Source organism: Streptococcus halitosis (genome assembly GCF_023147855.1).
Taxonomy (GTDB): Bacteria; Bacillota; Bacilli; order Lactobacillales; family Streptococcaceae; genus Streptococcus; species Streptococcus halitosis_B.
In genome coordinates this window covers 78,585-103,160 of the sequence record NZ_JAHXOP010000001.1, presented here as the reverse complement: position 1 = coordinate 103,160, position 24,576 = coordinate 78,585, and the positions used below count along the sequence as shown (strand labels likewise).

Annotated in this window: 25 protein-coding genes; 5 read left to right on the top strand and 20 right to left on the bottom strand. The window is 41.0% G+C overall.

The window, feature by feature from the left end:
• Positions 1 to 2: 2 nt before the first annotated feature.
• From metG to KZX55_RS00500, 4 genes are all read right to left on the bottom strand, one after another.
• The gene (gene metG / locus KZX55_RS00515) at positions 3 to 2,000 is read right to left on the bottom strand and encodes a methionine--tRNA ligase (protein ID WP_248022748.1); all 1,998 of its coding nucleotides are present in this window, start codon (positions 1,998 to 2,000) and stop codon (positions 3 to 5) included.
• 135 nt (positions 2,001 to 2,135) lie between these two features.
• Positions 2,136 to 3,395, bottom strand: coding sequence for an ABC transporter permease (locus tag KZX55_RS00510; RefSeq protein ID WP_248022746.1), 1,260 nt, complete (start codon positions 3,393 to 3,395; stop codon positions 2,136 to 2,138).
• A 1-nt stretch (position 3,396) separates the two neighbouring features.
• Positions 3,397 to 4,098, bottom strand: a complete 702-nt coding sequence (locus tag KZX55_RS00505) for an ABC transporter ATP-binding protein (protein ID WP_084874936.1) — start codon at positions 4,096 to 4,098, stop codon at positions 3,397 to 3,399.
• Complete coding sequence (locus tag KZX55_RS00500; RefSeq protein WP_248022744.1) at positions 4,082 to 5,266, bottom strand: efflux RND transporter periplasmic adaptor subunit; 1,185 nt, start codon at positions 5,264 to 5,266, stop codon at positions 4,082 to 4,084. The genes KZX55_RS00505 and KZX55_RS00500 overlap by 17 nt, the downstream gene beginning before the upstream one ends.
• 265 nt (positions 5,267 to 5,531) lie before the next feature.
• Here KZX55_RS00500 and gor point away from each other — a divergent pair, with 265 nt between their 5' ends.
• Together gor and KZX55_RS00490 are read left to right on the top strand one after the other, a co-directional pair.
• Complete coding sequence (gene gor, locus KZX55_RS00495; protein WP_248022743.1) at positions 5,532 to 6,878, top strand: glutathione-disulfide reductase; 1,347 nt, start codon at positions 5,532 to 5,534, stop codon at positions 6,876 to 6,878.
• A 143-nt stretch (positions 6,879 to 7,021) separates the two neighbouring features.
• Positions 7,022 to 7,558 (top strand): biotin transporter BioY, encoded by a 537-nt coding sequence (locus KZX55_RS00490; RefSeq protein ID WP_248022742.1) that lies wholly within the window; start codon positions 7,022 to 7,024, stop codon positions 7,556 to 7,558.
• An 86-nt stretch (positions 7,559 to 7,644) separates the two neighbouring features.
• Here the strand turns inward: KZX55_RS00490 and KZX55_RS00485 are convergent, their stop codons facing one another.
• On the bottom strand, positions 7,645 to 12,045 hold the full coding sequence (locus tag KZX55_RS00485) for a Cna B-type domain-containing protein (RefSeq protein ID WP_248022741.1): 4,401 nt from the start codon (positions 12,043 to 12,045) through the stop codon (positions 7,645 to 7,647).
• Between the two features lie 559 nt (positions 12,046 to 12,604).
• Here KZX55_RS00485 and KZX55_RS00480 point away from each other — a divergent pair.
• Positions 12,605 to 13,162 (top strand): TetR/AcrR family transcriptional regulator, encoded by a 558-nt coding sequence (locus KZX55_RS00480; protein ID WP_248022740.1) that lies wholly within the window; start codon positions 12,605 to 12,607, stop codon positions 13,160 to 13,162.
• Positions 13,163 to 13,195: 33 nt separating this feature from the next.
• Here KZX55_RS00480 and KZX55_RS00475 read toward each other — a convergent pair whose 3' ends face one another.
• Positions 13,196 to 13,414 carry a YdbC family protein gene (locus KZX55_RS00475; RefSeq protein WP_248022739.1) on the bottom strand — a complete coding sequence of 73 codons (219 nt, stop codon included), beginning with the start codon at positions 13,412 to 13,414 and terminating at the stop codon, positions 13,196 to 13,198.
• A gap of 97 nt (positions 13,415 to 13,511) precedes the next feature.
• On the opposite strand from KZX55_RS00475, the gene KZX55_RS00470 reads away from it, so the two are divergent.
• Positions 13,512 to 13,835 carry a hypothetical protein gene (locus tag KZX55_RS00470; protein ID WP_033585751.1) on the top strand — a complete coding sequence of 108 codons (324 nt, stop codon included), beginning with the start codon at positions 13,512 to 13,514 and terminating at the stop codon, positions 13,833 to 13,835.
• Between the two features lie 27 nt (positions 13,836 to 13,862).
• On the opposite strand, the gene KZX55_RS00465 is transcribed toward KZX55_RS00470, so the two are convergent.
• From KZX55_RS00465 to rpsP, 7 genes are all read right to left on the bottom strand, one after another.
• Positions 13,863 to 14,201 carry an ATP cone domain-containing protein gene (locus KZX55_RS00465; RefSeq protein ID WP_248022738.1) on the bottom strand — a complete coding sequence of 113 codons (339 nt, stop codon included), beginning with the start codon at positions 14,199 to 14,201 and terminating at the stop codon, positions 13,863 to 13,865.
• 11 nt (positions 14,202 to 14,212) lie between these two features.
• The gene (gene trmD / locus KZX55_RS00460) at positions 14,213 to 14,932 is read right to left on the bottom strand and encodes a tRNA (guanosine(37)-N1)-methyltransferase TrmD (RefSeq protein ID WP_248025019.1); all 720 of its coding nucleotides are present in this window, start codon (positions 14,930 to 14,932) and stop codon (positions 14,213 to 14,215) included.
• Positions 14,922 to 15,440 (bottom strand): ribosome maturation factor RimM, encoded by a 519-nt coding sequence (gene rimM, locus KZX55_RS00455; RefSeq protein ID WP_084853440.1) that lies wholly within the window; start codon positions 15,438 to 15,440, stop codon positions 14,922 to 14,924. The genes trmD and rimM overlap by 11 nt, the downstream gene beginning before the upstream one ends.
• Before the next feature lie 73 nt (positions 15,441 to 15,513).
• Positions 15,514 to 16,065 carry a hypothetical protein gene (locus tag KZX55_RS00450; RefSeq protein WP_248022737.1) on the bottom strand — a complete coding sequence of 184 codons (552 nt, stop codon included), beginning with the start codon at positions 16,063 to 16,065 and terminating at the stop codon, positions 15,514 to 15,516.
• On the bottom strand, positions 16,055 to 16,399 hold the full coding sequence (locus KZX55_RS00445) for a MazG nucleotide pyrophosphohydrolase domain-containing protein (protein WP_248022736.1): 345 nt from the start codon (positions 16,397 to 16,399) through the stop codon (positions 16,055 to 16,057). The genes KZX55_RS00450 and KZX55_RS00445 overlap by 11 nt, the downstream gene beginning before the upstream one ends.
• Before the next feature lie 43 nt (positions 16,400 to 16,442).
• Positions 16,443 to 16,682, bottom strand: coding sequence for an RNA-binding protein KphA (gene kphA / locus KZX55_RS00440; protein ID WP_000379617.1), 240 nt, complete (start codon positions 16,680 to 16,682; stop codon positions 16,443 to 16,445).
• 19 nt (positions 16,683 to 16,701) lie between these two features.
• Entirely contained in the window at positions 16,702 to 16,974 is a 273-nt protein-coding gene (gene rpsP / locus KZX55_RS00435; RefSeq protein ID WP_000268760.1) for a 30S ribosomal protein S16, read from the bottom strand.
• A 217-nt stretch (positions 16,975 to 17,191) separates the two neighbouring features.
• Here rpsP and KZX55_RS00430 point away from each other — a divergent pair, with 217 nt between their 5' ends.
• Complete coding sequence (locus KZX55_RS00430) at positions 17,192 to 17,995, top strand: peptidylprolyl isomerase (RefSeq protein ID WP_248022734.1); 804 nt, start codon at positions 17,192 to 17,194, stop codon at positions 17,993 to 17,995.
• Positions 17,996 to 18,051: 56 nt separating this feature from the next.
• Here the strand turns inward: KZX55_RS00430 and KZX55_RS00425 are convergent, their stop codons facing one another.
• The 7 genes from KZX55_RS00425 to KZX55_RS00395 all read right to left on the bottom strand — a co-directional run bounded on the left by KZX55_RS00425 (position 18,052) and on the right by KZX55_RS00395 (position 24,548).
• Entirely contained in the window at positions 18,052 to 19,593 is a 1,542-nt protein-coding gene (locus tag KZX55_RS00425) for an ABC-F family ATP-binding cassette domain-containing protein (RefSeq protein ID WP_248022732.1), read from the bottom strand.
• Between the two features lies 1 nt (position 19,594).
• Entirely contained in the window at positions 19,595 to 20,074 is a 480-nt protein-coding gene (locus KZX55_RS00420) for a VanZ family protein (RefSeq protein ID WP_045617347.1), read from the bottom strand.
• A 1-nt stretch (position 20,075) separates the two neighbouring features.
• Positions 20,076 to 21,161: a 23S rRNA (adenine(2503)-C(2))-methyltransferase RlmN gene (gene rlmN, locus KZX55_RS00415; protein WP_000804762.1), complete on the bottom strand. Its 1,086-nt coding sequence runs from the start codon at positions 21,159 to 21,161 to the stop codon at positions 20,076 to 20,078.
• A gap of 20 nt (positions 21,162 to 21,181) precedes the next feature.
• A complete protein-coding gene (locus KZX55_RS00410; RefSeq protein ID WP_045617348.1) occupies positions 21,182 to 21,712 on the bottom strand; it encodes a YutD family protein in 531 nt (176 codons plus the stop codon).
• A 155-nt stretch (positions 21,713 to 21,867) separates the two neighbouring features.
• Complete coding sequence (sodA, locus tag KZX55_RS00405; RefSeq protein WP_000974724.1) at positions 21,868 to 22,473, bottom strand: superoxide dismutase SodA; 606 nt, start codon at positions 22,471 to 22,473, stop codon at positions 21,868 to 21,870.
• A gap of 69 nt (positions 22,474 to 22,542) precedes the next feature.
• Positions 22,543 to 23,580 (bottom strand): DNA polymerase III subunit delta, encoded by a 1,038-nt coding sequence (holA, locus tag KZX55_RS00400; protein WP_248022731.1) that lies wholly within the window; start codon positions 23,578 to 23,580, stop codon positions 22,543 to 22,545.
• Between the two features lie 32 nt (positions 23,581 to 23,612).
• Positions 23,613 to 24,548, bottom strand: a complete 936-nt coding sequence (locus KZX55_RS00395; RefSeq protein WP_045617351.1) for a dihydroorotate oxidase — start codon at positions 24,546 to 24,548, stop codon at positions 23,613 to 23,615.
• Positions 24,549 to 24,576: the final 28 nt, after the last annotated feature.

The window sequence follows — 24,576 nt, the reverse complement described above, 5'->3', positions numbered from 1 at the left end:
TTTTACCCAATCACACTTCCGTTTGGTACAGCTGGATCAACTGTGAGAAGGGTTAATTGTCCTTCATGTTCAGCTGAGAGGATCATTCCTTGACTGACATATTTTTTCATCATCTTACGTGGTTTAAGGTTGGCAACGATTTGTACCTTCTTGCCGACCAATTCTTGTTCGTTTGGATAGTATTTGGCAATTCCTGAGAGGATTTGACGGTCTTGACCATCACCTGCATCCAGGCGGAATTGGAGCAACTTATCAGAACCTTCCACTTTAGACACTTCTTTGACCTCTGCAACACAGATCTCAACCTTATCAAAGTCTTCAAACTTGATTTCATCCTTGTTGAGTTTCAGTTCAACTTCATCTGGATTCCATTCTTTTTCGACTGCTGGTTTGTTGCCTTCCATTTGTTCCTTGATATAGGCAATCTCTTCTTCCATGTCGAGACGTGGGAAGATTGGTGTTCCTTTGGCAACTACTGTTACACCTGAAGGGAAATCAGCCAAGCTCAAGTTTTCTAGGCTAGAAACTTCTGCTAGACCAAGTTGTGCCAATACAGCGCGACTAGTTTCCATCATAAATGGCTCAATCATGTGAGCTACGACACGAAGGCTAGCTGCCAAGTGGCTCATGACACTTGCCAATTGGTCACGAAGGGCTTCATCCTTAGCCAAGACCCATGGGGCTGTCTCATCGATGTATTTGTTGGTACGTGATATAAGAGTCCATACTGCTTCTAAAGCACGTGGGTAGTCAACAGCATCCATGTGTGTATGGTAATCAGCAATTGATTCAGAAGCTACTTGAGCAAGAGAATGATCAAACTCTGTCACACCTTCTACATAGGCAGGGATTTGCCCATCAAAATACTTGTTAATCATGGAAACCGTACGGTTAAGGAGGTTTCCAAGGTCATTTGCTAATTCATAGTTGATACGGCCGACGTAGTCTTCAGGAGTGAAGGTTCCGTCTGAACCAACCGGAAGACTACGCATGAGGTAGTAACGGAGTGGGTCAAGCCCATAACGTTCTACTAACATTTCAGGGTAAACGACATTCCCCTTAGACTTAGACATCTTGCCGTCTTTCATAACGAACCAACCATGGGCAATCAAGCGGTCAGGCAATTTCATATCCAACATCATGAGAAGGATTGGCCAGTAGATTGAGTGGAAACGAAGAATGTCTTTTCCGACCATGTGGAAGACTGTTCCATTCCAGAATTTATCATAGTTAGCATGATCCTCTTGACCGTAACCAAGAGCAGTCGCATAGTTAAGAAGGGCATCAATCCAAACGTAGACAACGTGTTTTGGATTGGAAGGGACTGGCACACCCCAGGTAAAGGTTGTACGAGAAACCGCTAAGTCTTCCAAACCTGGCTCGATGAAGTTACGCAACATTTCATTAAGACGACCATCTGGAGTGATGAAGTCAGGGTGCGATTTGAAAAATTCTACCAAACGATCTTGGTATTTGCTGAGGCGAAGGAAATAAGACTCTTCTGAAACCCATTCAACCTCGTGACCTGATGGAGCAATGCCGCCAGTTACATTTCCAGCTTCATCACGGAAAACTTCTGCAAGCTGGCTTTCTGTAAAGAATTCCTCATCTGAAACTGAATACCAACCAGAGTATTCACCCAAGTAGATATCATCTTGAGCAAGCAAGCGTTCAAAGACCTGAGCCACTACTTTTTCATGGTAGTCATCAGTTGTACGGATAAATTTATCGTATGAGATATCAAGTAATTGCCAGAGTTCTTTGACACCAACTGCCATCCCATCAACATAGGCTTGTGGTGTGATGCCAGCTTCTTCCGCTTTTTGCTGGATTTTCTGACCATGCTCATCAAGACCTGTCAGATAAAAGACATCGTAGCCCATGAGGCGTTTGTAGCGAGCTAGGACATCACAAGCAATGGTTGTGTAGGCAGAACCGATATGAAGTTTACCAGATGGATAGTAAATCGGTGTTGTAATATAAAAATTCTTTTCAGACATAATTTTTCCTTTCCAGGCAAATGAAACCTGTTTTTCTAACACTTCATTATATCATATTTTTAGTGATTTTCGATAGGAAAATCCATACAAAAACAAGACAGACAACTGTCCATCCTGTTTTTTCTGCTCTATATCTTATTCATAACGAAGAGCTTCGATTGGATCGAGCTTAGACGCTTTATTGGCTGGCAAGACTCCGAAAATCATCCCAACGCTGGCTGACACAGCCAAGCTAAAGAGAGCGATTGGGAGGGAAACCCCAACTTCGATACCTGCAATCATGTTTTGAAGCAGTACTCCAGCTAACATAGTCATTCCAGCAGCAATCCCAAGACCGATGACACCACCTAGCAAGGTCAAAATCATAGACTCAATCAAAAACTGAACCAAGATATTAGCCCGTGTAGATCCGAGCGCTTTCCGCAGACCAATCTCACGTGTGCGTTCGGTCACCGAAACCAGCATGATATTCATAACACCAGTTCCCCCGACAAAGAGAGAGATTCCTGCGATGGCACTGATAATGGTGGTCATAAAACCAAATAGTTGTTGTACCTCTTGGAAGGCGGCAGTTGCATCCGCAACTTGGTACTCCCCTTGCTGAAGACCTGCAATCTCAGTCAGTTTTCGAGCCAACTCTGGTCCCAAGGTCTGCGTTAGACTAGTATCATTGACACGAAAGACGATATTCGAGATTTCATCAGTATTAAAATTGGCTGCAAGAGAGATATTGGTCGTAATTGGAAGACCACCAATCCCAAAGGCTTTAGCAGTTTTGGCTTCATTGCTGGTATAAACGCCAATCACACGGTAACTAAATTCATTAACAGAGATGATTTGATTAACCGCAGCTTCTGGACTATCAAACAAACTCTTGGCTAGTTCTTCATCCAGCAAAATCACACTGGCAAATTCCTTGTAGTCTTGCGGTCTTAGACTTCTACCCGCAACGATTTCATTTTCAACTGCGTTCATGTAGGTGCTATTTCCGCCTGTCAGAGTCGCTCGTTCAACCTTCTTATCCTTATAAGATAGGGTAACGTTGGTCGAGTTGGTGACATAGTAACTGTCTACTCCTTTGAGTTTGGCAGCTTCCTTGACCCAAGACTCCAGTGGTTTTGGTGGTTCAACATGAACATCCTCTTCTCTCCCACTGACTGTCAAAGCGGATTGTTTCTGCGTAAAGGAGCCGTCCTTGCTTTTGATAGGAGAGAAAAAGACATGGATATCCTTCTGTGATTTGGTCATGTTTTTATTGACCTGACGAGACATGGAGTCTCCCAGAGCCATGATGACGACGACAGACGAAACTCCGATGATAATCCCAATCATGGTGAGGAAGGAACGCATCTTGTGGGCCATGATGGATGAAAAGGCAAATTTCAGATTCTGCATCTTAGTTTTCCTCCTTTTCTACCTGAGCACTGTCGGACGAGATGATCCCATCACGAATAACAATCTGGCGTTTGGCATAGGCCGCAATCTCAGGCTCGTGCGTGACCATGATAATGGTTTTCCCTTCCTTGTTTAACTCCACCAACAGTTGCATGATTTGATTTCCTGTCTTGGTATCCAAAGCTCCTGTCGGTTCGTCAGCTAGGATGATAGAAGGATTATTTACCAAGGCACGGGCAATCGCTACACGTTGCTTTTGACCACCGGATAATTCCGAAGGTAAATGATGACTACGCTCCGTCAGCTCAACCTTTTCAAGAAATTCCTCAGCCAATTTCCGACGTTTAGAAGCCGAAACTCCAGCGTAAATCAAGGGCAATTCAACGTTTTGAAGCGCATTGAGCTTGGACAAGAGAAAGAACTGCTGAAAGACAAAGCCGATTTGCTGGTTGCGGACCTTGGCCAGCTGTTTCTCTCCAAGACCTGCAACTTCTTGCCCTTCAAGGTAGTATTCTCCACTGGTTGGTGTATCCAACATTCCAATGGTATTCATCAAAGTGGACTTACCAGAACCAGAAGGTCCCATAATGGCGACAAACTCACCTTCTTGAACTTCTAAGTTAATATTTTTTAGGACCTGCAGTTCTTGGTCACCATTTCGATAACTCCTGCAGATATTTTTTAGACTAATTAATTTCTTCATCAGCCTTCACCTCTTTTCCTTCTTCCAAGGAAGATGTTGGATTACTGATGACCTTGGCTCCGTCTGTCACACCTGAAGTAATTTCTTGGTTGTCTGCGTCGGCATTCCCCAATGTAACTTCTACCTTCTTCGCTTTTTTCTGGTCGTCTACAAGCCAGACATAGTTTTTGTCATTTTCGGTAACGACACTTGTTAAAGGAACAAGGATGGCTTTACTCTTGTTTTTGACTTCCACACTGACAGAGAAGCCTTGTTTCAACTCACCGATATCGCTGGTCACATCAACAGTATAAGGGTACTTAGATCCAGTATTTCCTCCAAGGGCTGCATTTGCTGCTTCTCCATTGTTTTTAGGATAATCTGAGATGTAGCTGATTTTTCCTGTCCAGCTCTTATCTTGGTAAACCTTCGAAGTAAAGGTAACTTCTTGCCCAACAGAAAGGTTAGCAAGGTTGTATTCAGACAACTCCCCTTTGACCTGCAAGTTTTCATTACTTACGACATGTACTACCACTTGGCTATTACCTGTTGGCGATTTGGAAACATTACGATTAACTTCAACTACAGTCCCTTCTAGTGTACTAAGGACTGTTGCAGCATCTAGCTGAGCTTGAGCCTTGTTGAGCTGAGCTACGGCATCTGCACGGTTATCCTTGGCATCACTGATTTGAGAATCAATAGAGGATACTGAAGAAGTCGCTGCTTGCGCTTGTTCTGGGAGTCCAGCTTCTGTTGGAACTTGTGGAGAAGCTGGTGCAACTGATGCATTTTCACGAGCTTTGTTTAACTCCTCGATGTGACGGTCTGCCTTTGCAACTGCACGATCGGCTGCATCGTAGGCAGCTTGAGCGTCCACACTGCTGTATTTGACCAACGCTTGCCCTTCTTCGACCTTGTCACCAACCGAAACAAGGATTTCATCTAAATCTCCCTTACTAGCATCAAAATAAACGTATTGTTCATTTTTTGCTGTAACCGTACCTGACAAGAGAACCGATGAAGCAACAGAACCTTCCTTAGCAGTAACGATATGAGAGGTTTCCTCCTTGACTGCTGACTGGGAAGGTTGTCTAAAAATCAAAATCCCCGCAGCACCGATAACAATAGCACTGGCAACACCAATCGCTGTGTATAATTGCCATTTTTTTGCCTTCTTATTTCTTTTCATTTTTAAGCTCCTTTATTCTTTTGCCTTACAAAAACCATTATATCAGAAATACCAAGCCCAAACAATGACAGTTCAGATGGAAACAATGACAATTCAGGACCATTATTTCGTTCGGTATTCGTTTTTGGATTATTGTGCTAGATATATAATACAATATCTTTTTGAATTTGGCAAGCGTTTTTATAATTTTTTTACCGTAGCAGATTTTTGCATTCAAAAAGTAAAAACGATAGAATATGACTATCAAAGCTATAAGGAGTTTTCTATGAGAGAATATGATATCATCGCCATCGGTGGAGGGAGCGGTGGCATTGCCACTATGAACCGAGCTGGCGAACACGGTGCTAAAGCTGCTGTTATCGAAGAGAAAAAATTAGGTGGAACCTGTGTCAATGTCGGCTGTGTTCCTAAGAAAATCATGTGGTATGGAGCGCAAATTGCTGAAAGCTTCCACCACTACGGCCCTGACTATGGTTTTACAAGTTCAGATGTTCAATTTGATTTCGCAAAACTTCGTCAAAATCGTGAAGCCTACATCGATCGTGCCCGCTCATCTTATGATGGAAGTTTCAAGCGCAACGGTGTTGATTTGATTGAAGGTCGTGCTCATTTCGTTGATTCCCACACAGTCAGTGTTAATGGCGAATTGATTCGTGCCAAACATATCGTGATTGCAACTGGCGCTCGTCCAAGCATCCCAACTATCCCTGGAGCTGAACTCGGTGGTAGCTCAGACGATGTCTTTGCTTGGGAGCAACTTCCTGAATCCGTTGCGATTCTTGGAGCTGGCTATATCGCCGTTGAATTAGCAGGTGTTCTCCACGCGCTAGGAGTAAAAACGGATTTGTTTGTCCGTCGTGATCGTCCCTTGCGTAGTTTTGACAGTTACATCGTTGAAGGACTTGTCAATGAAATGGAAAAAACAGGTCTACCTTTGCACACACATAAGATACCCGTCAAGCTCGAAGAAACGGAGCAAGGTATTACCATTTATTTCGAAGATGGTTCTAGTCACACTGCAAGCCAAGTTATCTGGGCTACCGGTCGCCGTCCAAATGTAGACGGTCTGGAGTTAGAAAAGGCTGGCGTCACACTCAACCAACGTGGATTTATCCAAGTGGATGAATATCAAAATACAGTTGTAGATGGCATCTATGCTCTTGGAGATGTGACTGGTGAGAAGGAACTGACCCCGGTAGCCATCAAGGCAGGACGTACCTTATCTGAACGCCTCTTCAATGGGAAAACAAATGCCAAGATGGACTACACGACTATCCCTACAGTTGTCTTCTCCCACCCAGCAATCGGAACCGTTGGTTTAACTGAGTATCAAGCTATCAAAGAATACGGCCAAGATAACATCAAAGTCTACAAGTCAAGCTTTGCATCTATGTACTCAGCCGTTACAAACCATCGTCAAGAGTCTCGCTTCAAACTCATCACCGCCGGTGCTGACGAAAAAGTTGTTGGCCTTCACGGACTTGGTTACGGAGTCGATGAGATGATTCAAGGATTCGCTGTTGCTATCAAGATGGGGGCTACCAAGGCGGACTTTGATGCTACGGTAGCTATCCACCCAACCGCTTCAGAAGAATTTGTAACCATGCGCTAATTACCAAAAGAGACCCCATGTGGTCTCTTTTTACTTACAAAATCGGCCGTTACAAAATTGTTACCTTGATTTCAAAAATAGGTTGACTTCTGTTACTAAATTAGTATAATAGTTACTATAATTTTGAAAAGAGGTTAACAGTTTTGAAAAAAGCTCATATCTATGCCATTCCTGCTATCGGTGCTGCTCTCATCGCCGTATTGGCACAAATTAGTCTTCCTATCGGTCCTGTCCCCTTCACTTTGCAAAACTTTGCGATCGGTCTGATTGCTACTGTTTTTAGACCTAGGGAAGCCGTTCTATCTGTGGCTCTCTATCTCCTGCTGGGTGCCATTGGTTTACCTGTCTTTGCAGGGGGAGGTGCAGGATTTCACGTTTTAGTCGGTCCAAGCTCAGGCTATCTTTGGTTTGACCTTGTCTATGCAGGACTTACATCTTATCTCATTCATCAACATAGTGGCTATATTCGCATTTTCCTAGCCAACCTCTTGGGTGATTCCCTCGTCTTTGTCGGAGGTATTCTCAGCCTCCACTTCCTTGCTGGTATGTCCCTTGACAAGGCACTCGCTGTTGGCGTCTTTCCTTTTATCCTCCCTGATCTTGGTAAGATTATTGCCATTAGTTTCATTAGCCGTCCCCTACTCGAACGATTGAAAAACCTTCCTTATTTCTCAAGATAAAAAAATAGTCCAGAACAAGTGTTCTGGACTATTTCCTTTCCAATTACTTTCTAAGAACTAACTGAAAATCAACTCTCATCTAGAGATTATTTATTTTTACGGCTTACAAAGTACAATCCACCTGTCACTGCCATCAAAGCAAGTCCTGCAACTACTGCTGCGCTAGATGCTTTTTCACCAGTATTAGGAAGTTGAGGTTTTTGTCCTGGTTTTCCTGGTTCATTTGGTTTACCTGGTGTTGGTTTTTCTGGTGTGTGTGTATTTGTGATATTGAAGCCTTCTACTTCAGATGTATAACCATCAACTGGAACTTCTACTACAGAGTATTTGATTGCTTGACCGTCTTTATAACGATCAAGGTCTGTGAACTCATAAGTCCAACCAGTTGCTTCTGAAGCTGTAGCTTCTTTACCGGTTTCTTTACCATCGGCAAGGAGTTTCACAGTGACAGAAGATGGACGGATACCGTCTTTGTTCTCTTCATCTTTCCAGATCTTATGACCTTTTACAGATGTTTTCTCTGGAGCATGTGTATTGGTAACTGTGTACTTACCATCTTTGTCCGTAGTAACTGCTGAGGTGTATTCTTTCACAGCCACTTCTTTGACAGTGTACTTGATTTCTTTACCATTTTCATACTTAGGAAGTGCTTTTGATTCGAACTTCCAACCAGTTTTTTCTGAAACTTCAATTTCTTGAACAACTTTGTCGCCGTTAAGAATTTGAACTTTCACTTTATCTGCACGTTTGCCGTCTTGGTTGTTATTATCATTCCAAACCTTAGTTCCTGAAAGAACGACTGTTTCCGGATTGTGAGTGTTAGTCACTACTTGACCAGTTACAGAAGCTTCATAACCAGCTGGTACGTCTACTTCCTTGATAGAGTAAGTGATTTCTTTACCAGCTTCGTATTGTGGAAGATTTGTGAAGGATGCTACCCAAGTGTTAGCGTCCGTCTTATCCTTAGCTGTCAAGGTCAATTTCTTACCTTCAACGGCTACTGGATCTGCATCTCCTACTTTTTTATAAAGTTGAACCGTTACGGACTCAGGACGTTTGCCGTCTTGGTTGTTCGCGTCGTTCCATACTTTTGTTACCTTGTAGTCGATTGCTTTTGGAGTATACTTGTTGGTAATATTAAAGTCAGTAATAGAAGATTCATACTCTGAAACTTTTTCTTCTGTTACAGTGTATTTGATTTCTTTACCAGCTTTATATTTTGCCAATTTCGTGAATTCGACAGTCCAAGTTCCGTCTGCGGCTTCTTGAACCTCTTTCGAATCGACTTTCTGACCGTCTGCTAAAAGATTGATTGTAATCTTAGTTGGACGTTTGCCGTCTTGGTTATTCGCGTCATCCCAGTTCTTAGTTGCTTTAATGTCAACTGTTTCTGGAGAATAGCTATTTGTGATGGTGAATCCTGAGGCAGCGTCACCAGTAACTTCTGAAGTGTAACCAGGAACAGTTACTTCTACTACTGTGTACTGGATAGGTGTGCCGCCTTTATCAGCATCAAGGTCTGTGAAGCTTCCAGCCCAGTTGTTTGCGGCGTTAAGTTCAAGTGTCTTACCAGTATCTTGACCATCTGCAAGCAATTTAACTGTGACAGACGCTGGGCGTTTACCATCTTGGTTGTTCTCGTCCTTCCATGCTTTCTTCACAGAAACTGAAGTTTTCGCCGGAGTGTATTTGTTTGTAAATACAAGATCTTTTGCTTCTTTTGAAGCCGTTGCTTTCAATTCAGTTGCACTTACTTTTTCAACCGTTACTTCAACTTCTTGAACTGTCTTATCGTAAGTGATTCCTGCTTCAGAGCCAACAACTTCTGAGATAGTGTACTTGTGAGTTCCCACTTGGCTCTCATCATATGAGATTGGTGAGAAGGTCACCGTTCCATCAGCAGCGTTTGTCACTGTTTCAAGCTCTTTGTCGCCTTCTTTCAGAACAAAGCTGTATTTACCTGCTTCAAGGTCTTTACCTTCAAGAACTTTCTTAGCTCCAAGAGTTACACTTGTAGCCCCTACTGGTGTGTAAGTATTCTCGAATACTTTTTCACCGTCATAAGCAACGGTTGCTTCAAGGACACCTTTACCATTGTCCGCTACAGTTACTGTAGCTGTGATGGTTTTCGTATCGTACTGGATACCTGTAGCTGTACCCGCTTTTTCAGCAATCTTATAAGTATAAGTGCCTGCTTTGTCGAATTCCAATTCTGAGAACTTAACGTTTCCGTCTTTGTCATTCTTCACGGTTTCTTTCACATTACCGTCTTGGTCTGTCAAAGTGAACTCAAATTCATCAGCTTTCAACTCACGTCCAGTCAACTTCTTAGTCACTTCAAGAGCTGCTTTTGCTTTTGAAGTTCCATAGTTGTTGTTGAATTCTTTGTCCGCTGGGTAAGTCACATTCGCATGAAGTTTTCCTTCGCCGTCATCTGTAACTTCTACTGTGACTTTAACTTCAAGATTATCGTAAGTCACACCATCAACAGTCTTACCAGCGTTTGTTTCAACAATGGTATAGTTGTATGTACCAGCTTTAGTATATTCGATTGGAGCGAATGTTACTTTACCGTCAGCAGTGTTCTTCACTTTTTGAAGTTCTGAACCATCTGCATCATTCTTCAAGACAAACTCAAATTCATCAGCTTTCAATTCACGGCCAGTCAACTTCTTAGTCACTTCAAGAGAAGCTGAAGTCTTTTCAGCAGCGTAAGTGTTTTCGAAAGTCTTATCATCACTTTCGTAAGACACAGCTGCAGCCAATTTCCCTTCAGAGTCTGCTGTTACAGTGACTGTAACGCCAACAGGGTTAGCATCATAAGTAACACCTTTTTCTGTTTTATTGGCTTTTTTCTCAACGATGTGATAGTTGTATGTACCAGCCTTGTCAAATGTCAATTCAGCAAACTTAATGTTTCCGTCTTGATCGTTTGTTACTGTTTCAACAACTTTATTTGTCTTATCATCAAACAAGTCAAATTCAAACTCGCCAGCTTTCATCGCACGACCAGTCAATTTTTTAATTGCTTGGATCTGAGCTTTTGTGTTGTTGCGTTTGTTTGTGACTGTTTTGATAACACCTTCTTGACCAACAGTTACTTTGATTGGAGTAGAATCCAATTGGTAACCTTTAGGAGCTTCAACTTCAGTGATGGTGAATTCACCCTTTTTAACGTCTTCATCAGTGTAGATTTTAGACTGGGCAACACCACTAGCGTCTGTTGTTACTATTTCTTCTTTAGCTGTAGTTGCACCTTCTGGAGGAGTGATTTTAAATTTAGCTCCTGCAAGACGGTCAAGTGATTTTTCATCTACTTTATACAGCGTAATACGGTAACCAGTTTTCAGTTGGATAGTACCACCTGATGTAACTGTTGAGTTACCAATAACTTTTGTAATAGTTTCAGTACGATCATCGCTCACTGGAAGAACTTTATCATCAGCTGTGATTTCAGCATTGTTTTGAACTTTTGTTCCGTCAGCTGGCGCTGTTGTGTTATAGACGATACGGAATGCTGCTGCTTTACCGTTTGTAGCACGGATAGCTTTAGCATTATTAAAGGTAATAGTGAACTCAGTGTAAGAATCATTCCACTTGATTTCGTAGTCTTTACCTGCTTCAAGAGTTACATCGTCAACTAAAGCGTATACCTTGTTGTAGTAACCAGCAGTAACCACGATTGATTCAGGGATGATTTGCATTGGTGAGTAGTCCTTGTCAACCCAGTCTCGAACTACAATCTTGTTGTACTCAGCTTGTTTAGGGTTTACACGAAGATTCCACTTGTGAACATAATCTCCTGATTTTCCAAGGAGAGCTGATTCCCATTTTTCTTTATTGATAGTACCATTAACTTTACTAATGTTTGTTTTACCAATACCCTTAGAATAGTCCTGTTCTCCACCTTTTTTGAACTTCATCTTAAAATTGACATCATCTTTTGTTTCTGTCTTATCAAGTTGAATTGATTCTTCTTCTGTTTCTTTCTTAGAGCTGAAAGCTACGTAGAAGGTACCTGAAACACCACGAACTTCTGTACCACCTTTTTTCTTAAGGTACTCAGCAAGGTTTTTCAAAGTAATGGTAACTTTACCACCTTGGTTGTCACCATTAGAAACAACTGTTGCATCACCTACAGCAGTATCAGTCTCTTTATCTTTGAGTTCAAAGGTTTCAGAACGAACAGATAATGGAGCTGGAATAGTGAATGTAAAGGTATCACCATCCTTCAGTTTTCCATCATAAGCGCTCAAATCAAAATCAGCAGCAAACTTATAGTTTTCGTAAGATTGATTTTGTGGTGATAGGTTGTAAACTCCTTTAGCATCTGGTGTCACAAACTTACCATTATCAGTCTCCCAAATTCCTACTTTGGTAATGACATTTTTAAGTTCTTGTGCTTGAACTGTATTTGTCAAAGCAGCAGAACCCAATAAAACGAGTAGTGGCGTTAAAATATAGAGCCACAATTTCTTAAATTTCATGACTTTCCTTTCTAAATGATTGAAATTGATTGAATAGTGCATCTTCTTCTCCCAGTAGGCAACACCCCTTTCAATCGCATGATTTGTTACACGATAACATACTTGTAACACTTGCTTTGAAAAACAATTACACTATTATAGTATTTAAAATACTTATTCAATTCAATCTTTAGCAGGAGTATCATTACTCTTGGTCAGATGGAAATATAGCAAAATATCATCCATGACTATTATACTACATATCGTTGAATATTTTTATTAAAATCTTGCAATTCACCTTGTTATTTATTTACACGATGTCAACTTTTTTGATATATTATTTCATGATACCATATAAAAAGTGACTATCCTAAGAATTGTCTGAAAATACTGATATAATAGGAGTTTGCAAATAGTATTAGCTCCCCGTAATAATCTGTTATTTATAATGAATCTATGATATAATAGTCTTATAAAGGCTTTCGAATAATCATCTATTCAGTTTATTTATGCTAAAAGGAAAACTTGGGGTAATACTAAATCTAGTATTTTTAATATTTATAGATAGGAAGGTAAAGCTATGGCAAATAAAACTAGAGAGTTAATCTTAGGTGCTTTTATCACTCTTGCAAGGAGAAACCCTCAGCGGACTTCTTTTACCATGACTGAGATTGCTGCAGAAGCTGGTATTTCCCGCCAAGCGATTTATCAAAAGCACTTTAATAACTTCGAAGATATTATCGATTATATCCACAAGGAGACTGATCAACAGATCTTTAATAATTTTAACAACTACTGTCCTGAACGAGATGGCGATCCCATCGCTTTCTTAGCAGACCACATTCTCCCTCTCATCTATGAAAAGCGAGAAGTCGTCGGTACCTTGTACAATTCTCAAGCCACCACTTGTTGGAGGGAGTTTCTACGTGAGAAATATTCTCAGTGGGTACTAAAAAATGTTAACTACCAGCTGAAATATAATTTTAGTGAAGAGGACATAGCCTATATCATTACGACAATGGCGATTTCATTCATTGAAGTGTGGGTTCGTAAAGATAATCCAACACCACCTGAAGAATTTAGAGAGACTTTTATTCAATTGGCTAAGACTTCTCTCTGTGACTATATTGTGTCATAAAAAAAGAATCTTGAGTTCTACTCAAGATTCTTTTTATTGTTGCCCTTTAAAGGCATCGACCATTACCTGAAATTCTTCATTTGTAAGAGTAATTCCCTTGCCCATTTTAGTATGATCAGGGCCCCAAGCGCGAATGTCAAACTTTGCAGGGGCTCCATTAAAGCTGACGCGGTTGATTTCCTTGGTCCATCCTTTTTCATTTTCAGACAAGGTCAGTAAGTGTTCTTCGATTTCAAATGTAAATTCTGCCATTTTGTTCTCCTTTTTAGTTTTCATTAGATTATTCGAAAAATCTTGTAGTTTTTAAGAAAATTTTATATAATGTGGATATATAAGAAGGGAGGATTCTATGAGACAGGCATTCCAACTAGTTCTAGATAAACTACATAGTTTTCTCAATGGGAATGATGATCATCCTCAAATCGAGGACAACTCCCTCACCGCTATGATTGAACAAGCCATCCAGAAAAAGACGACGGCTGTTCATATCATACTTGCTGAGACAAGTTTTACGGGTGATATTGTCAAACACGACGCCAATCGCCAACAAATTATCGTCAAGAATTTTTCAAAAAACGTGACCCGAATCATTCGTATCAGTGATATTAAACGACTTCGTTTTGTTCCCTCAACTGTACAAAAAGCTCAGAAAAGTCTATTTAAGAAAGAGTGAGATGTTCTCTGCATCCCACTCTTTTTCTTAACGGATTTGTTCAAAATGAAGATGAACGGCGATATGGTCGCCATAACCACTTCTATCCAAATCGCGTTGCAAACGATAAGAGATATAGTGTTCTGCGATTGTGATGTAGCCAGCTCCAAGTAAGCGGTGTTCAACCATTGATTGGATCATGCTGATAGTGGCACGTTCTACTTTTGCTTCTTCCAAGTCCAAAACGACTTTTTTAGTAACTTGTGCAAGGTTTTGGCGCAAATCATCTGTCAAAACATAAACGGTTTGAGCTGCTTTTAGGACAGCTTGGTAAATTTTATCTGGATCAAATTCAGCAATTTCTCCATTACGTTTGATTACTTGCATAAGGTTCTCCTTTATTCTTTGTTTTCTTTGATTTCAGCCAGCATCTTTTCTTCTTCGGCTGTTAGTTGATAGTTATCTAGCAGGTCAGGTCTGCGCTCGTAGGTTTTCTTTAAACTCTCATACAGCCGCCACTGACGAATCTTTTCATGGTGTCCACTCATGAGAACATCTGGTACCACCATGCCACGATAGTCATATGGACGTGTGTATTGAGGATATTCGAGAAGACCTGAAGAGAAGCTATCATCCTGGTGACTAGACTCCTTGCCAATCACTTCTGGTATCAGGCGAACGGTCGCATCGATCATGGTCATGGCCGCCAATTCTCCTCCAGTCAAGACATAATCTCCTAGGGAAATTTCATCGGTTACCAAGGTCTTGATGCGCTCGTCATAGCCTTCATAGTGACCACAGATAAAGATCAGTTCCTCTTCCTGAGCCAAATCCTCAGCGCAAGCCTGATCGAACTGTTTCCCAGCAGGATCAAGAAGGATGACACGAGGATTTTTCTTTTCAATAGCATCAAAAGCATCGAAAATGGGTTGGGCTCGGAGCAACATTCCTTGACCGCCTCCGTAGGGCTCATCGTCAACATGACGGGCCTTTTCAGCATATTCTCTGAAGTTATGATACTGGATATCCAAGAGCCCTTTTTCTCGGGCCTTTCCAACAATCGAGTGTTCCAGCGGAGAAAACATCTCCGGAAAGAGGGTTAAAATATCAATCTTCATCATCTAACCCTTCTAAGATGTCCACATCAACCCGTTTGTTTGGAATATCAACATTGAGAACTACTGGCGGAATGTAAGGTAAAAGCAAATCACGCTTGCCTTTTCGTTTGACCACCCAGACATCGTTGGCACCTGGTTGCAGAATCTCCTTGATGGTTCCAATCAAGTTGTCTCCCTCGTAAACATCCAAACCGATAATCTCGTGATAATAGAATTCACCATCATCTAAATCATTTAGGTCTTCCTCAGCGACCTTGAGACTATAACCCTTGTACTTTTCAATCGCATTGATATGGTACATATCTTTGAATTTGATAATGTCAAAGTTCTTCTGCTTACGATGGCTAGCGATTATTACTGTTTGGACAAACTGATCTTTTTCATCAAATAAAGCCAGCTCTGCTCCCTTTTTAAATCGTTCCTCGGCAAAATCCGTCACAGACAAGACGCGCATCTCACCCTGCAGACCCTGCGTATTAACGATTTTCCCAACATTAAAGTAGTTCATCTTGTCTCCTGTATCTATTTCTATCCTTTATTTTATCACGTTCCAGGGATTTTCACAAGTTGAAGAAAATCAGCTATAATCCCAAAATTGATAGTAGTTTCCTCTTTAATGTTAATTTATATTTGAAAGAAGAAATATTTATATTCCCGTTATACATATTACTATAAAATGTATACTCCCCAATTTGACCTTGACTTGTCTTCCATTTCATTCTTAAACTAGGTATAGTCTCAGGAAAATTTGTATGAATCAATAAGCATGTATAATTTTTTAAATTTTTGACTGAATGTATCTTATCTTGAACGACTAAACGATTACTTTTTGAATCATAGATTAAAGAATAAAATTCTACAATTTCAATATCAACCTCTTTTGGATAAAAAATCAAATGGTTATAATGTTTATCATTTTTATTATGTTTAAACTCATAAACATGATGAAATCTCGTATGTAAGGAATCAAATTCGATTGGTTTAATTGCCTGAATTTCGATATTATTAATATAGGCCTTATTCTGGAAACTAATTTTTAAAATTACACCTATAAAAGTCGAAATCTGTATAATTCGTAATAACCAATCAATATACATCGCCCAGTCTATTTTAAAAAAATAATCAGTGTCCAATATTTCTCAAATCTCCCTCCAAAAAACTTTCCAAATCTCTTTCATGCTGGTACTTAATGGCAGCCTTCTTATCTTTGTCAAAGATGGTTTTGGTTAGGTCTATGTCATTAATAGCCGCAATTGCGACAGTGTAGTGAATAATATCAGCCAGTTCTTTGGCTAGTTCCTCATTTGAGTCCTGGACACCCTCTTTTCGACCAGAGCGACCATTCAAGACCTCTGCTACCTCTCCGACTTCCTCCACTAACTTGATAAAGAGGCCTTCCTCAGTTCGAGATTGCTGGTAATGTTCGAGTAAGTAAGCTTGTAATTGTCTAAACGTTAGATCCTTCATCTTCTCCTCCTCACAAAAAAGCGAGACATCCGTCCCGCTTTTTTTATTTTTCATCGATAACGATTCTTACTTTTTTGTCTTCAGTTGGGACAGAGTAGACAATCGTTCTTATCGCTGAGATAGTGCGACCCTTACGACCGATAACACGACCGACATCGCTTTGGTCAAGATCCAAGTGATACTCCAAAAACTCTGGTGTGTCTTCAATCTTGATAGTTAAGGCATCAGGTTGTGAAATCAAAGGTTTCACAATCGCAATAATGAGATTTTCAATCGTATCCATCTGTCAACCTACTTTAAACTTATTTTGAGAATTTAGAATCGTGGAATTTTTTCAATACGCCTTCTTTTGAAAGGATGTTGCGAACTGTATCTGAAGGTTGAGCTCCATCAGCCAACCATGCAAGAACGCGGTCTTCTTTCAAAGTTACTTGGTTTTCAGCAACAAGTGGGTTGTAAGTCCCAACTGTTTCGATGAAACGTCCGTCACGTGGTGAACGTGAGTCTGCTACGTTGATACGGTAGAAAGGTTTTTTCTTAGAACCCATACGAGTCAAACGGATTTTAACTGCCATTTTTTAATGTCTCTTTTCTTATTTTTTATTTCGGTGAAATAGCTGAGCTATTTAGCACATGTTCTATTATAGCAGATTTCTAACAGGTGTCAAGAAAAAAACTTGACAGAGTTTCAATTTTTTTCAGCTACTAGAAACTTTTAGTAAAATCTTTTACATTTGAATTCCCCTCCCTTTTAAGGTACAATGATAGAAATGAATTTTTGAGAGGAAAACAATGAAAAAACTAGCAACCCTTCTTTTACTATCAACTGTTGCCCTTGCTGGATGTACTAGTATCCAACGTGGTCTCCGTGGTGATGACTATGTCGACTCCAGTATCTCTGCTGAAGAAAGCTCAAAAGCAGCTGCTCAGGCCGCCAAAGATTTGAACGATGCTCTGACCAATGAAAATGCTAACTTCCCTCAACTTTCTAAAGAAGTTGCTGAAGACGAAGCTGAGGTCATTTTACACACAAATCAAGGCGATATCCGTATCAAACTCTTTCCAAAAATAGCACCTCTTGCGGTTGAAAACTTCCTTACTCACGCTAAAGAAGGCTACTATAACGGCATCACCTTCCACCGTGTCATCGATGGCTTTATGGTCCAAACTGGAGATCCTAAGGGAGATGGTACAGGGGGTCAATCTATCTGGCATGATAAGGATAAAACGAAGGACAAGGGAACTGGTTTCAAAAATGAAATTTCTCCTTACCTATACAATATCCGCGGAGCCCTTGCTATGGCTAACACTGGTCAACCAAACACCAACGGTAGCCAGTTCTTCATCAACCAAAACTCTACAGATACCTCTGCTAAACTCCCTACAAGCAAGTATCCAAAGAAGATCATCGAAGCCTATAAAGAGGGTGGAAATCCTAGTCTAGATGGTAAACACCCAGTATTTGGTCAAGTGATTGACGGTATGGATGTTGTGGATAAGATTGCTAAGGCTGAAAAAGATGAAAAAGACAAACCAACTACTGCTATCACTATCGATAGTATCGAAGTGGTAAAAGATTACGATTTTAAATCCTAAATAACCTAAAAAATACAGTATCCGCATTCGATACTGTATTTCTTTTTTTCTCATTTTTAAGTTAGCTTGTTAAAGTCCCAGATTTGGTCCATCCAGCCTTCATAGAAGTCTGGTTCGTGGCAAACCATAAGGATAGAGCCCTTGTATTCTTTGAGAGCGCGTTTGAGTTCATCCTTGGCATCCACATCCAAGTGGTTGGTCGGCTCGTCAAGCACTAAGACGTTGTTTTCACGGTTCATCAAGAGACAGAAACGCACCTTGGCTTGTTCCCCACCTGACAAGACCTGAATTTGGCTCTCGATGTGCTTGGTTGTCAAACCACAACGAGCAAGGGCCGCACGGACTTCTGCTTGGTTAAGTGCAGGAAAGGCATTCCAAACAGCTTCAAGAGGTGTTTGACGATTGCCACCTTCTACTTCTTGCTCAAAATAACCAAGTTCTAGGTAATCACCGCGTTCAACTTCTCCAGCGATTGGCGGAATAATGCCCAAGAGAGACTTCAGCAGGGTTGTTTTCCCAATACCATTTGCCCCGATAATGGCAACCTTTTGATTGCGTTCAAAGGTAAGATTTAAGGGTTTGGTCAGAGGACGGTCATAACCAATCTGCAAGTCCTTGGCTTGGAAGATAAAACGCCCTGGCGTACGAGCTGGTTTGAAATCAAAGGATGGTTTTGGCTTCTCGCTTTGCAGTTCGATAATATCCATCTTGTCGAGTTTCTTTTGACGGGACATGGCCATATTACGCGTTGCAACACGCGCCTTGTTTCGAGCTACAAAGTCCTTGAGGTCTGCAATCTCTTTCTGTTGACGTTCGTAAGCTGCCTCTAGCTGAGATTTCTTCATGGCATAGACTTCTTGGAACTGGTAGTAGTCACCAGAGTAACGCGTCAACTGTTGATTTTCCACATGGTAAACGATATTGATTACGTCGTTGAGGAAAGGAATATCATGCGAAATAAGGACAAAGGCATTCTCATAGTTTTGGAGATAACGCTTGAGCCAGTCAATGTGTTCAGCATCCAAGTAGTTGGTTGGCTCGTCAAGCAGCAAAATATCTGGCTTTTCGAGGAGGAGTTTAGCCAAAAGGACCTTGGTTCTTTGTCCACCTGATAAGGCTGTTACATCTGTATCCATGCCATAGTCCATGACACCGAGGGCACGCGCTACTTCATCAATCTTAGCATCCAAAGTATAGAAATCTCGACTCTCCAAACGGTCTTGGAGTTCGCCAACTTCTTCCATGAGTGCATCAATATCCGCTCCGTCTTCGGCCATTTCCATATAGAGCTCATTGATACGAGTTTCTGCTTTAAATAGCTCATCAAAGGCCGTACGGAGAACATCGCGCACAGTTTGACTTTCCTTTAGCACAGCGTGCTGATCCAGATAGCCAGCAGTCACATATTTTGACCACTCCACCTTCCCTTCATCTGGCAGCATCTTACCAGTCACAATGCTCATAAAGGTTGATTTCCCTTCACCATTGGCACCGACTAAACCGATATGTTCTCCCTTGAGGAGACGGAAGGACACATCTTCAAAAATTGCACGGTCACCAAAACCGTGACTCAAATTTTTAACTTCTAAAATACTCATTCTAATTCCTTATCTTGTTTTTATGCAGTCCTTTATAGAGGACCCAAGCCAGATAGCCTCCCAGGGTATTGGTCCACAAATCATCAATCTCAAAGACCCGATTAAAGTCGAATAAAAAATCTAAAACTAGTTGCGTACACTCAATTCCTAGACTCAGAAGAAAGCTGAGAAGGATGATTTTTTTGGTTTGTCGCAAGTTTGGACAGAGATAAATCAGTTGAAAGACTAGTGGGAAAAGCAAGAAGACATTTAAAATATTCTGCAAAAAGATCCAAATGACTTGTCCCAAACTGGTCACTTCACCCAGATTCCAAAGGGAGTTTAAGGGAGTTAAAAGAAAAACCAGGCGTCCAAAAGTTTGAATACCTGGAGTTTCCACTCCTGTAGGAAGTTGAGGCTGGGGAGTAAAACAAAAACAGACAATGCATAGGCTGTAAACAGCCACTCCCAATCTTAAGATTAATTCTCTTTTTTTAGTCATTTTATGGATTTACTGCTGCGACTGCCTTCTGGCGATCACGTTTCATTGTATTGGAGCGCAATTGTCCACAAGCCGCATCAATATCTGTACCATGCTCTTGACGGACAACACAGTTGACCCCTTTTTTCTTGAGGGTATCGTAGAAGGCCATCACGCGCTCTTTAGGACTACGGCTATATTGGTCATGTTCACTAACTGGGTTATAAGGAATCAAGTTGACATATGACAATTTCTTGATGTTTTTGAGCAATTCAGCCAATTCCAAGGCTTGTTCAACGCCATCATTAACTTCATTGAGCATGATGTATTCAAAGGTCACACGGCGATTGGTTGTTTCGATATAATACTCAATAGCTGCAAAGAGCTTTTCAATCGGAAAGGCACGGTTAATCTTCATGATGCTTGAGCGCAATTCATTATTGGGTGCGTGAAGAGACACAGCCAGATTGACCTGTACGCCTTCATTAGCAAAGTCACGAATTTTATGGGCCAAACCTGAGGTTGAAACAGTGATGTGACGAGCACCGATAGCCATCCCCTTGTCATCATTGATGGTACGGACAAAATTCAAAACATTGTTGTAGTTATCAAATGGTTCACCAATTCCCATGACAACGATATGACTGACACGTTCATCCTGACCACGTTCATCAAAGTATTTCTGAACTAGCATGATCTGAGCTACGATTTCCCCGTTATTGAGGTCGCGTTGCTTCTTGATCAAGCCTGATGCACAGAAGGTACAGCCAATATTACAGCCAACCTGAGTGGTCACACAGACTGACAAACCGTAGTGTTGACGCATGAGTACTGTCTCAATCAACATGCCATCTGGCAACTCGAAAAGATACTTAACGGTACCGTCAGCTGACTCTTGTACAATCCGTTGTTTCAAAGGATTTACCACAAACTGATCATTGAGCTTGGCAATCAAATCCTTGGAAAGGTTGGTCATTTCTTCAAATGATTGGACACGTTTACGGTAGAGCCATTCCCAGATTTGATCTGCTCGGAATTTCTTTTCCCCTTGTTCTAATACCCATTCTTGCATGGTTTGACGTGTTAAACTATAAATAGACGGTTTCATCTCTTCTCCTTATTCTCTAGCTATTTCTGACGAATGACAAAATGGCGCTGTCCCTTGTCCTCTTTCTGAGACTTTTGATCCTTATGGCGACGTCTATTTCGCTTGTCCGCATTTGGTTTTCTCTTGTTTTGCGAAGGTTTCTTGCCTCTTCTAGGAAGGTTTTCCTCATCCTTTTTACGCATTTTTTTATCAAATGAAGCCCGCTTCGGTGCTTGATTCTCTAGGACAAAATAAGCACAACCATAACTACAATACTCCAAAAGATAGTCCTGTAAGCGACTGATCTTTTCAATTTTTTCCTCTGTTCGATCGTCTTTGTAAAAACCACGTAGGCGGAGCTGTTCATTGCTCCAGTCCCCCACGACATAATCAAACTTGGTTAACACTTCTGAGAAGCGTTGATTAAAGACTGTCACATCGAAGGCATCCTTGATATTTTCAACCAAGGTAAAAGCAATCCCTTCAGTCTCAACCTTATCCCCATTTACCTGAAATTCTGGGCCAGGAAACTTGTTATAATTGTATAATTCAGGTGCAATTTCTTTACGCATAGTCTTCCTTTTCCACGATTACTTAACACTCTATTTTACCATATTTTCTACAAGTTGGCACGAATATCCTGAAAATGAAAAAAGTCTGACGATTCTGTCAGACTTCTGCTTTATAACCTTAAAAAGAGAAGAACAATTCTTCCCTCCATATTTTATTATTTAGCTGCTGCGTAAAGTTCGTCTACCTTGTTCCAGTTAATCACTGAGAAGAAAGCTTTGATGTAGTCAGGACGCACGTTGCGGTATTTCACGTAGTAAGCATGTTCCCAAACGTCCAAGCCCAAGATTGGTTTTTTACCTTCTGAGATTGGTGTATCTTGGTTTGCTGTTGAAGTCACTTCAAGCTTCCCTTCTTTGTTAACAACCAACCAAGCCCAGCCAGAACCAAAGCGAGTTGTAGCTGCTGCTGTAAAGGCTGCTTGGAACTCTTCAAATGAACCAAATGTTGCATCGATTGCTGCTGCAAGTTCTGCTGAAGGAGCTGTTTTTTCTGGAGTCATCAATTCCCAGAAAAGAGCGTGGTTCAAGTGTCCACCACCATTGTTGATAAGCGCTTGGCGGATATCAGCTGGGATAGAATCTACATCAGCAAGCAAAGCTTCAAGGTCTTCACCAATTTCAGGGTGTTTTTCAAGAGCAGCATTCGCATTGTTAACGTAGGCTTGATGATGCTTGTCATGGTGCAAGTGCATTGTTTCTGCATCGATGTATGGTTCCAAAGCGTCGTATGCGTATGGAAGGTCTGGTAAGATAATAGCCATCTGTAATACCTCTTTTTCTTTCTATATGAAAATGATAACGCAATCATCCTCTTTTTTCAAGTTTTTTGCTCAATTTGCCTCTGTCGCAATCTGCAAGAGCGCCTTTTCAAACAAGTAACTTTTTTCATAGACACCTGTTTTAATCTGGTAGTCTGTTTCAATCAAATAAGAAATCGCTCGCTTGAGAAAGGCCAAGGAAATCCCTCTCGAATCTCTCAATGCGAACTTGATTTGATAAGGATTAGGATTGCGTCCCAAATAAGTCCCCAGACTGCTTACAATCTGCGATTCCGACTGACCAGCTTCTGATAAAATCTTCACTTGTGTAAAGGTACGAAACTGTCCTAACATGACAGCTATGAGCTTGATCTCATCCTCCCCTTGCAAGGTCAAATCTCTGACCAAGTCACGGGCCTGATCGATCTTTTTGCCCAAGATAAGCTGAGTCAAATCAAAAATATTGTCCTGCAGAGTCTTTGGAATAGCCTCGACAATATCCTTCTCCTCAATCACGCCGTCTGACTTATAAGACTGCAAAAAAAGGAGATTTTTCTGGATTTCACTAAATTGAAAACCAGATTTGATAAGGAGATTTTCAAAAGATTTTTCTGCAAAGTGCAAACCTTGTTTTTGGCTCCATTTTTGGAAATACTGGCGCAATTCTTGTTCTTTGACTTCTACTGCATCAAAAACCTTGGCATCTCGTTTGAGCAATTTGACCATCCGTCTTTTACTATCTAACTTTCCTTCAGCAAAAATCAACAACTTGGTTGTTGGCGAAGGGTTATCAAGGTATGCCTCAAATGACTTGAGCTCATCATCTGTTAAAAAACGTTTCTTGGCTGTTGTAATATCGACAAAATGGTCTAATATTACGATTTTCTCATCCGCAAAGAAAGGGAGACTGACCAGTTCCAACTCTAAGTCTTTATAAGCTACTTCTTTCATATCAAAGTAAGCAAAGTTAAGATCAGCTGGATCATAACCAATCTGTTTCAACACTTGACTCTTCATAACTTCAAACTGACCCTGGTCTGTCCCAGTAAATAGATTCAAGCTAGATAAATTTGATAGAGATACCTTTTGACTCTCTTCTATGGCTAGCATCTTCTCTCCTTTCTTCTGATTTTTTATTAAACTTAATCAATATAGCGCAATTTCCCACGGAAATCTTCTAGGCTCTCGTACCCTTTTTCCGCCATAATAGCTTTCAGTTCATTGGTAATTCGTTCAAAAGCACCGACACCTTCTTTGTGAAGGGTAGTCCCTACTTGCACCATACTCGCACCGCAGAGGATATGTTCAAAGGCATCACGACCCGTTAGAACACCACCCGTTCCGATGATTTGTATTTGGGGATTTAAACGTTGGTAAAAGGCGTGCACATTCGCTAGAGCAGTCGGTTTGATATACTCTCCACCAATTCCACCAAAACCATTTTTAGGACGAATCACGACAGACTCGTCTTCTATGTAAAGACCGTTTCCGATAGAGTTAACACAGTTGACAAACTTGAGCGGATATTTGTTAAAAATAGCTGCCGCTTGATCAAAGTGAACAATATCAAAATATGGTGGCAATTTGATCCCAAGAGGTTTGGTAAAGTAGGTAAAGACTTCTGCCAAAATACGGTCAGTTGTCTCAAAATCATAGGCAATCTGAGGTTTTCCTGGAACATTTGGGCAAGAGAGATTAAGCTCTGTCAGTCCTTTAAACTCGCTCTCTTGCACTTTTTTCAAGATGGTATGTGTTTCTTCTGGAGACATGCCAACTAGAGATAGGAAGAAAGTTCGGTTTGGCTCTTTTTCCTGCAAGTCCAAAAGATAGTTCAGATAGTAGTCTAAGCCATTATTTGGTAAGCCCATGGAGTTGATAGAACCAAGTGGAACATCCTGGTAGCGTGGCTCAGGATTGCCCTGACGAAAGTCCAAGGTCGCTGTCTTCGTGACAAAAGTACCCGCCGCTGAGTTTTTGACCCCTTCAAGCTCTTCTATCGTCATACAAGCCACACCCGCTGCATTCATCAAGCAATTGTCAAACTCAAAGCCCGCTATTTGTGTTTTCGTTGATACCATGATTCTGATCCTCCAGATTCCTTTTATT